This is a genomic window from Xenorhabdus sp. NBAII XenSa04 (assembly GCF_963866145.1).
GTDB lineage: Bacteria > Pseudomonadota > Gammaproteobacteria > Enterobacterales > Enterobacteriaceae > Xenorhabdus > Xenorhabdus indica.
The window spans coordinates 1-10,066 of sequence record NZ_CAWMEB010000060.1; the positions used below are offsets into that span (position 1 = coordinate 1).

A 10,066-nucleotide genomic window follows, 5' to 3' on the forward strand; every position below is an offset into this window, starting at 1 on the left:
AGGCTTACGTGTGTTTTCTGGCGATCAGCGTTGTACTGATAACCGATGTTTAGCTGCGAGCCATTCCACTGATGGGATATCGTTGTAGGCAGGCTTGTTTGATTATACGCCAGCTCCTTTTTTGCAAGAGGCTGTTGAAGATCACCATAAACCGCAACAATACGCCTGCCTGCCGGATCATAGCCATAGTGAGCAAGAGGCGTTGCGGCTGTTGGCGGGCCTTGATAAACCCCAGTCATACGGTTCAAGGCATCATAAACATTGGAAACATTCAGTCCACCGGCAAGGGAGGGCAGCGCCATGGAAAAACGGTTGCCATTATTATCAAGTGTGAATTGCGTAGTGCCGAATATTGCCGTTGTTTCAGAACGGGTTCTTCCTGCCGTATCATAAGTGTAAGAAACGGCAAACTCCGGATTGGTACTGGGGGTAAGGGAGAGAATTCGCCCGCTATAATCATATTCATAACTGATAACAGACTGATTATCCGGTTTTTTGCTTATGATCCGGTCAAGATTATCATATTCATACCAGATTTGGCTTCCATCGCGGCGCTGAAAAACAATATCTTTCCCCACAGCATTGAACACATACATATCATAAGAGCCATCAGGGTAATAGTGTTCAGATTGGCGTTCAAAGGCGTCATATTTATAGAGGGTTGTATTGTTGTTGGCATCAGTCAGTGTTGCGAGAAGACCACCCGGAGTATAGCTGCGGGTTTCCCGTACAACCGTACCAAGATTTTTCGTGATAGAGGCATCATGATGACTGGTAATTTCATCAGTAATCTTGACGGGGCGTGAAGCAGCATCATAGGTTGCGCGGGTACGCCGTCCCGATGACGACGTGACTGTATCCACACGGTTTAAGGTATCATAAGCTGTCGTCGTTGTTTTGCCATCCGGCTCAGTGACGATAATTGGGTTATTGGCTTCATTATATTGTGTTTTTGTGATAAGAAAGGGCGATTCAGCATCACCGGTTGCAATTTTTGTTTCACTGAGGTTGCCATTGGCATCGTAAACATATTGCGTAATGCCAAGGCCTTGTGGAGCAGTCACTTGCACCAAACGGCGTTCAGTATCGTAAAGGTAGTGGGTTGTAAAACCTTTTGGATCTTTTTGTTCTGTTTTATTGCCAGCAGCATCATAAGCATAGGTTGTGGTCAGGTTTAAATGCCCTGTTCCCGGATCGACTATTGTTGAAATGAGATCAAGCGATTGCGGGTCATAGGTATTTTGGGTTACGCGTCCTTCTGGATCGGTTGTCGTTAAAGGTAAACCCTGGGCGTTATAGGAGGTCAAGGTTATGGGGGAATGTGTGCCATCTATGCCGGGTTTTGAGACCTCAGGTTGCGTTATTCGAGTAAGATTGCCTTGTCCGTCATAGTTATATTTTGTCACTCTGCCTAAAAAATCAGTATGGGTGAGTGGCAGGGAAAGGGCGGAATAAGTCCATTTTTCGGTAATTGGCTCGGCAGGTTTTCCGGTTATAGCATCGACAGATTGTGGAGTCGGAGAAATGGTTTTTGTTAAAATATTGGCTTTATCATCATAAGTAAAACTTTCTGATAAACCGCGAGGACCAACAACCTGTGTACGCAGCCCTATGCCGTTATAGGTATAACGTGTTGCAGCCCCTGTTTGGTTAAAGTCAGCTAACATGTTGCCATTTCTGTCATAATAAATAACGCGACTATTACCGAGAGGATCTGTTTCTTGTGTCCGGGTTTCATTGGCAAAGAGGTAATACCAGAGATTGCCAAAAGGGTCGGCCTGAGTTTGAATGCGCCCTGAATGATCATAAGTATTTCTGACCGTAGTTGTTTCAGGGAAGGCAGGGTTATACAGGGTCGCGAGCAGACCTAAACCTTCATAACCATAGCGATAGATGGCGTTAAGCGAGTTTTGAAAGTTTAGCAGGTTATCATTTCCGTCATAACCATAGCTGACCAAACGGGAACCGTCTGAAACCGATGTTAGCTGATTATTGCCACTATAGGAGAACTCAAGCTTTCGCCCCATGCCATTGGAAACGGTTATTAAATTTTTATTTTTTCCTGTACCTGAATAGGTAAAGGTCACCGTATTTTTGTTTTTATCCTCCCAGGACTGAATATCCCCTTCTTTATCAAAGCGTGTGACAACACCCGTTTTGTCTGTGATGGTAACGGCATTCCCCTCTCCGAGGATCAAGGTTGAGCCATCACCGGGCGGGGGAACAAAAGTAACACCTCCGGAGGCAGTCGGAATTTTAATAAATTTTCGTGTTCCCTCGTTGGTTTGAACGGTAATGGCATTATCTACCAATTGATCCATCAACCAACTGCCAATAATCGAGGAAATTGCTGTATTAGTCAGCGTCGGATCGGTTTCCAGATCTTGTATAACCTGTGTGGCAACAATGGATGTCACGGCCGCTAAGGGGTTATATTGCCCGAAGGCTTCATAAGGGTCACTGTCACGTTTGGCGCTCAGCATGAAATTATGACGCCATCCATAGCCAAGCGCTGTTTTTGTGTTTTTTTGACCAGAATTATAGCTACGGGTGAGTGTCAACCCGAAAGGATAGGAGGCAGATCCTGTACTGATATCCTCGTGATCGTAAAGAAAATAACCGCTACGAAGATCGATAGGGTCAACACTCTTGAAAGCCTGATAGGCTGATTGAGCACTTGCCTTGACCATATTCCATTTATCGCTCATCCAGGATCTTTTTTCAGAGGCAAAACCGCCTTTAAACCCGCCACTGATTTTAAATGCGATGGAATTTTTTAGTTTTGCTCTGTCATTTTCCTGCAGGTAATAACCATTTCCACTCCAGGCATTGACTGTGCGTGAACCATTTTGTGGTACAAAAACTTTACGATGATCTCCTCCTTTTTCTGTTAGATACGCTTCCATATCAGCAAGAGATGAAGTATCCCAGTTAACTAGGAGGGGTTTGACAGAAGACCAGTTTGGCAAAGTGGCCTCAAGAAAGCCGATGCCGCTTGTGTTAGAATAGTCAAACATGCGCGTGGTTGAAACCGCCTCGACTTCCTGAAGCTGTTTGACACTGCTGGATTCCAGAGAACTTTGACGAATGGCGCTGTTGAATGTAATACCTGTCAGATCATCGGGAGAAAAAGAGAGCGTTTTACCTGCACTACTTACAAGCTGAACGGGAAAATCCACATAGACGCTCCCATTATATCCGGCAACCCCGACTGTAAAGTGGTGCTTACCATTAAAACCACCAAGATTGGCGGCAAGCAAATCCGAACTGTGGGACTGGCTCAAGTAAGCATATCCGATAGCAGCAAGACCCGCCCCTAGTACTGCTTCAGATGTATCGGCCTTTCCTGCAGCCTGTGCCCTAACGGCTGTATTTTGATAATGGGTGAGTGTGTCACGACCAATTTCGCCGGCAGCCAGAATAATGGAATAGGTCCCACCTGTTTTGACAACATTTCGTCCTGAATAGTTATCATAGCTAGCGACATAGGGGGTTGACAGTGTTGTAGTGATGAGTTGTGTTTCTGTTTTGGTTGTACTTCCTGTAGCAATAACAGTGCCATTCAATGTCAAAACGGGCTGATTGGCGTTGTTATAGTCTAAAGTCAGACGCTTGCCTGATATCTGATCGGCGTAAAACGTCATATTGATAGAAGCAGGAGATGATGGTGAGTCAGAAATTTTTACTGTAAAAGCGCTCCTAAGCGTATTCGGTACAGGTAAACAAGTTTCTATTTCTGTACAAAGTGTACTACCGTTAGCAGAAAAAGATGTAAGATAATTTGTGTTTGTAATCTTGCGTCCACCAAAAATCTCTGTCATGGATTTGTCGGGGTATTTTTTACCAATTTCATTGGCAAGCATTTCTGCGTAGGCATTGAGTTTTGCCCGGATATTGTCTCTATTCAGATTTCTGATCGAATTAATATTGGCAGGTACACCGGGAATGGAAGAAGCGCCTTTTGCTGCAGCAGTCAAAAATTCCTGTTTGTCGAAGCCCATTATTGATGCTGCATTGATGGGTGTAAAGTGTTGGTACGATTTAAATGAGGGATCCAGTTGATAGGTTTTACCGTCGTACGTGACTTCTGTCCAAACATGCTGAAGGTTAACTGTTTTTGCCTGTCCACCAGTCTTAACACACTGGTCGTTACCTTCTATCTTTACACAGGCAGGGATACCACTATTTCCAAGGTTATTGGCCAAAAGGGTAACATTATTTTCGACACCAAGCAGATTGGCTATCATTTCAGCCGGGATAGTTGAGACACCATAGCGATAATCCGCCTTGATACAGGACTGGCGCAACAGTGTGACAAACAGGGTATTCTGATCCATATTATTGCCTCGCCGATCAAGGAAAGTACCCAACGGGCCTTTCTTCAGGCCGAATGTCGGCGAGTAATCAATACCGTAATAGACATACTCATAAATTAGATCGAGATTGTAATTAAGCGCACGCGCGAGATCCCTGATTTCCGGATCGGCTGGCGGAGGCGTACATGCTAAGGTATTAGTAAGATTTGATGTTGTTTGAAATGGGACTTTTGTTGAAGCAAGGCTTGCGAAAGAGACGAGAAAAACGAATAAAGCGAATGAAATTTGGGACAAGAATTTAAGAAGTTTATTCATGATAAGCAATCCTTGTTAAAAAACTGCCGAGTGCAGAATAAAATAAATTCATGGCAACATTTATTTAGTTAAAATTTCTTTATTTGCACGAATTTCAGGCAGTTCTATAGTTGTAATCTGCGCAGGTGAGGTTTGGTTTTTTTTGATAATTACTGTTGTGGCTGTACCTGAACCGTCGGTATTTTCTGAACGTTTTATTACAGAGGAAGATTCGGGTGCTAAATCAGCACGCTTGAAGCCATACTTTGTGATAGTCCCAGCTGGTGGCTCATGACCCAATACCGTATCAACATTGAGCCTTACTCTACCTTCTTTTTCGGTATATTCCTGCGCGCTGGAATATTTCTCTGCTTTCGTATGTCGGGGCAAAGAAGAAGACGGAACAACACGTTTGTTAAGATATTCAGCTGCTTCTTGCGGTGTGACAGGTGGCATATTCAGCATGCCAACTGTAGGGGACTCCGAGCTTGTGGCGGTTTCAGCGAAAGCGTTATTCCCCAAACTCGTCAATAAGAGTATCCCTAAACAAAATGGGAGTTGATATAACTTTTGAAACATATCGGTATCCTCCAAAAAATATTTTTTAAAAATAGATAAAATATATTCCATTAAAGATTTGAATTTTAATTCTGAAATGTAAATAAATATGTTTTTCAAAATATGTTTATCCGCTGACATCTAATGATATTTTTTTAATGTAAAAATTAGGCAAGTATCATTAAATTAAAGCCAAGATAACGATATCGCGATGAAGTTTATTGTTGTTTTATTGATTATTTAAAGCAGGTGCGAAATATTTTCGTTAAAGATTTATTTGAAAATTTGAATTGATGTACTTTCGAAAATATATGTTGCTTATATTATTTTAAATAAAATATTATTTTTGGAGGATTCATAATATGTTAAAAAATAGCCAAGAAAAATCTATTATAACCATAGTAATGTTCATGGTACTTGTCTTGATAAATTTTATGATTGTTCCATCGCTTCAAGCTAATATGACTGAAATTCAGAGTAATGAACTACAAAATATCGAAACACAAGATACCGAAATACAGAGTACTATCACATATACCTATGACAGCCTTGGACGTCTGATTTCAGATACAACAGATCAGGTCAGTACAAATAAATATGACTATGACCCTGTAGGGAATCGTCTCTCGACATCAACTAAACAGCAAAAATAGGAGAAAACAATATTGGTTATAGAGTCTTACAAATGACGATTATGCCTTAGTGCTGTTTCAGTGAGAATAATACGAGCTGTGGAAACCCACTACTCTTACCATACGGCATGATATTTGGATGGCTGGAGGTAGCAACTTGGATAAGTGAAGATATTGAGGACATAATGAATAAAAACGTGTCGTAACCAAAGCAATTTGCGCACATGTTCGGGTAAATAGTGATACAGAAGGTGCCATCTAAAGCAAAATTATGTGTAAGAAAAACAAAGCATAGTTGGTATGTGAAACAAAATAATGGGTGTTGCATATTTTCATTCAAGCAGATCACTTAATGAGTCCCGCATCCGGATAGATGGCAATATACCTTGGCAGAAGTAATAGCTCTCGAATGTCTTACTGAGTATAATCAATCATGAATATCAGTGATCTAATCGCCTGCAAGGATTACCTATTAGTTAGATGGCGAGGTAAAAACTCCCGTAGCCTGAAAGGGAGTGCAAGCATTGCGGTACATCTGCGCACTTTTGGAAGCAGATATCCTCGGACACCTAACCCTCCGTCTGATGATGAAAGTCTCCCGGTGTGTTCACCACCGGCTATTCACATAACCGAGCAGGACATGCTCTGTCTTACGTTAAACGATACTGTTTTCATCGGAACAACATTCATCTGCGTTTTAATTCATCACGATAAACGTCCCGAAAACGGCGTGGCGTCACTTGTGTTGAAGCGCAGCGATTACCAAGTGACGCCGCAAAGCGGCAAACGTCCAGAGCCCATCCGGTCTGGCTTTACGACCGATTTGAATCCCGCATTACTCAGTGAAACCACGTAAAACAGACTATTAACCACCCTGTTGTCTGATGGATAAACGATTGTCCTATCGGATTTTCAACCCACTGCCTGATTGCAGGCTGATGCAGTAAAAATTAAGGAGAAATGAATCACGTCAAGATAATGAGGCGTTCATCCTGAACTGATCAGGCCCTGAACGGGGAGCATGTCATCGCTGTGCTGAGCACGTCGCGAGCTCCTGCAATAACTCAACACAATCCCGCCCTGCTACACATTGTCTGACGCACCACGGAACGGTGAACCTGAACCGACACGCAGGGAATTGTTTTAAAAACGACTAAAAATGAAAAAGTAGCAAGAGAGGCGGGAATGGCGCAGGGATCGACACGTTCAAAGGTTGAGCAGTTCAGAAAAGTCTTTATCACGCATGCCCGACAAGCGGGCGGAAGTTTTGTTACGGTGGCGGATCGGGCGCGGATTGCCCGGCAGTTCCTTGATTATTTGAAAGACAATGGCATCAAACTCCGCCAAATGGATAGCCTGAAGGTGAAATATATTGAGCGCTACATCGCTGAACGCAAAGCCAACAATCTCAGTTATCGGACACTGCAAAATGAAATGTCGGTGCTGCGAGCCATTTTAGCGCAGGCGGGAAAGCACAAGCTGGCTGATCCCGATAATGTCCGCCTGAGTAACCGGGCATTGGGTATCGCTGAGATGAGCCGCAAGGGAACGAAAATGGCGCTGGCACCGTCTGCGTTCCGGAACATTTTTCAGCAGGTGGAACAAAAAGACCGGCGTGTCGCGGCGGTGATGCAACTGGCGTATGTGCTGGGGTTGCGTACCAAAGAAGCGGTGGAAGCCTACAAATCGTTAGCGACCTGGAAAAAATCACTGGAAAGCGGGCATACCTCTGTGCGGGTGGTGTTTGGCACCAAAGGTGGACGTCCACGGCAGACATTGATATTAGATCGGGAAGCCCTGCAACACGCGATTGCTTATGCTGAACGCGAGCAGACCGGGCGTGGCGGAAAACTGATTGATAAACCGACGATCACGCAGGCCATAGACCGCTACCGCTATATTGTCAGACGTGCGGGACTGAGCGGCAATAAAGCGCCACACAGTATGCGTTATCATTTTGCTCAGCAATCCGGGGAACATTATATAGCGCAAGGATTCAGCGAGCAGGAAGCGCTGGCACTGGTGTCGATGGATTTAGGTCATGGCGACGGGCGCGGACGTTATATTAAGCAGGTGTATTACCAGAATATTGAGGGCGAATAAGTTGTATTGGAGCATACACGGTCTGCTGCTCTGGTCATTGGAATATGAGCAAAGCAATCTTGAATCTTAGGCGATTATTCCTATGTTATCGCTAACTCATTTCTGGACATAACTGTTTTAGAAGCATTGCATTCACTCAAGTAGTTTGGATTAAAAAAGATGGAAAATTTGAATTAATAAAAACAAGGAGCTTGCCCCAACAATCTTTGAGAAATTCTTTAATAAGTTAAATATAACTAAAAAATGAGATATACCATACGCTTCCAATTGGTTTCTTTTTGTTTACCTAGTCAGGAAAACCATGCGCACATCAAAGTTTAAGTAAAAACAAAGCATTATTTACCTTAAGTGGGTACAGTTCCTACGACACAATGCTATTATGTGCGCCCAATTATATAAATATTGATTGAGTAAATCCATGTAGCAAAGCGTAAGGAAGTTTATGAGTTTAGCTGAAGCTTTGATTAGTATTCCGCAGTCTGAAAGAGGTGGTGAAATCGCGCAACGAGGGTTTGATTATCAGACTTGTTGGGCACTATCACAAATGTTGGAATATGAACTAGATGGAAGGGATTATGTGTTCATCTTCGAATATCACGATGATGTACTCATCATTGATAGTGAAGATCATCCCCAAGATTTGATTTTTGCTCAGGTCAAGACCAGAGAATCAAATTGGACAGTCACTAGATTACAAAATACCACAGACAAAAAACCAATATCAATTATTGGTAAGTTGTTCTTGCATCAGAAAAATTTTTTAAGTTATACACCTAAGCTGCTATTTGTAACTAATGCCTCGTTTAGCTTCCATCCTAAGGCGGGAGGGAAGACTTGCTTTGATGCAATTAGTATAGAAAGTAAACATCAAGATACGTTTAAACAAGCAATCAAAGACCAAATAGAGTTAGCAGAAGAGTATATTGATCTGTCCGCTTTGAAATTCATTCAATCTTCTCTTAGCCTAGATGATCACATGACGCACCTAAAAGGAAAGTTATGCGATTTTTTAAGCAAAAAATATGGCGAAAATACAACGCTAAGTGCTAATGCATTGGCAACTTTACTTGAATCAGAATGTAGACAGAAGTCGAAGTTCAAATCAGCGGATATTACCAGCTTTATGGATCTAGTCTCCCGAAAAGGTTTTTCATCTAAAGCATTCAATAGTGTTATTGACTCTCTAAATATTAGTAACAGTCTAATGCCTGATTGGAAGATGGCTGAATCTATTTTTAAAAATTTGAGCAAGAGTGCACTACAACTCATACAGTTGAAAGCAGCCTTCTTACAGGTTTGTATCGACTTAAACAAGAACACAAAAAATCCAGCAAGTGTATATTTAGAATATGCAATCAATTTTTACGATCAAGATAAAATTGATACAGATCTAAAACAGTACCTAGATATAACTATGATCAATATTGATGTGCTTTGTTCGGATTATACAATGGCACTAACGCCTGGAAAAAAAGAATGTATCGTTGTCTATTCAATAATCCAGAAGCTATTAGAGGAAGGTGAGAAATGAAAAGCATCTACTTCAAAAGTGCTCACATATTATCCCTTCGTGATAAAAAAGGGTTCTTTTTTGAATTTTCTCCAGATGTAAATATTATCTCAGGTGAAAATGACACTGGAAAATCCAGCTTTATTAAGATGTTATACCATACGCTGGGAGCTGATGTTCGTCTCGATAAAAAATGGAAAATTGACAACTTTATTTCAAAAGTAATTATTAATGTTAAAGAGCGTGATTATGTTTTTATTCGTCATAATAAGCGTATTTCTATCTTTGACATCACTGAAGGACAAAAACATTTAGTTACGTCTAACTCTCGTTCAGATATAGCTGAAGTTGTCAGTGACATTTTTGATTTTAATTTAGAACTGGTTGTGAAGAAAACCGCTGTACAGGAAAAAGCTAAACCGGCTAGCCTCTATTTACCTTTCTATATAGATCAAGACAATGGCTGGGGTAAGGTTCTTGATTCATTTAGCTATCTAGCAATGTATAGTGATTGGCAGAAGAACATTCTTCACTTTCACGCAGGAATTAAGCCGAAAGAATATTACAAGTTGCAAGGTGAGATTAGCTTAATTGACCTTAATCTTGAGGAAATATTTGCAACATTAAAAGCTCTAAATAAGCTTTCAAAATAG

7 protein-coding genes are annotated in these 10,066 nt (G+C 41.7%); 5 read left to right on the plus strand and 2 right to left on the minus strand.

All coding sequences use genetic code 11. The annotated features are described in order from the left end of the window. Both AAC147_RS03070 and AAC147_RS03075 read right to left on the minus strand, forming a co-directional pair. A partial coding sequence (locus tag AAC147_RS03070) for a DUF6531 domain-containing protein (RefSeq protein WP_047685554.1) occupies positions 1 to 4,631 on the minus strand: 4,631 nt, incomplete at its 3' end. Positions 4,632 to 4,691: 60 nt separating this feature from the next. Then, complete coding sequence (locus AAC147_RS03075; protein WP_231571582.1) at positions 4,692 to 5,309, minus strand: hypothetical protein; 618 nt, start codon at positions 5,307 to 5,309, stop codon at positions 4,692 to 4,694. 221 nt (positions 5,310 to 5,530) lie between these two features. Here AAC147_RS03075 and AAC147_RS03080 point away from each other — a divergent pair, with 221 nt between their 5' ends. The 5 genes from AAC147_RS03080 (at position 5,531) to AAC147_RS03100 (ending at position 10,066) form a co-directional block, all read left to right on the plus strand. Then, positions 5,531 to 5,821, plus strand: a complete 291-nt coding sequence (locus AAC147_RS03080) for a hypothetical protein (RefSeq protein WP_047685556.1) — start codon at positions 5,531 to 5,533, stop codon at positions 5,819 to 5,821. Between the two features lie 412 nt (positions 5,822 to 6,233). Further along, on the plus strand, positions 6,234 to 6,656 hold the full coding sequence (locus tag AAC147_RS03085; RefSeq protein ID WP_156115429.1) for a hypothetical protein: 423 nt from the start codon (positions 6,234 to 6,236) through the stop codon (positions 6,654 to 6,656). A gap of 329 nt (positions 6,657 to 6,985) precedes the next feature. Continuing rightward, the gene (locus AAC147_RS03090; protein WP_047685558.1) at positions 6,986 to 7,903 is read left to right on the plus strand and encodes an integrase domain-containing protein; all 918 of its coding nucleotides are present in this window, start codon (positions 6,986 to 6,988) and stop codon (positions 7,901 to 7,903) included. A gap of 442 nt (positions 7,904 to 8,345) precedes the next feature. After that, entirely contained in the window at positions 8,346 to 9,434 is a 1,089-nt protein-coding gene (locus tag AAC147_RS03095) for a DUF4297 domain-containing protein (protein WP_047685560.1), read from the plus strand. Then, positions 9,431 to 10,066 (plus strand): AAA family ATPase, encoded by a 636-nt coding sequence (locus tag AAC147_RS03100; protein ID WP_231571584.1) that lies wholly within the window; start codon positions 9,431 to 9,433, stop codon positions 10,064 to 10,066. Before AAC147_RS03095 ends, AAC147_RS03100 begins: the two co-directional genes overlap by 4 nt.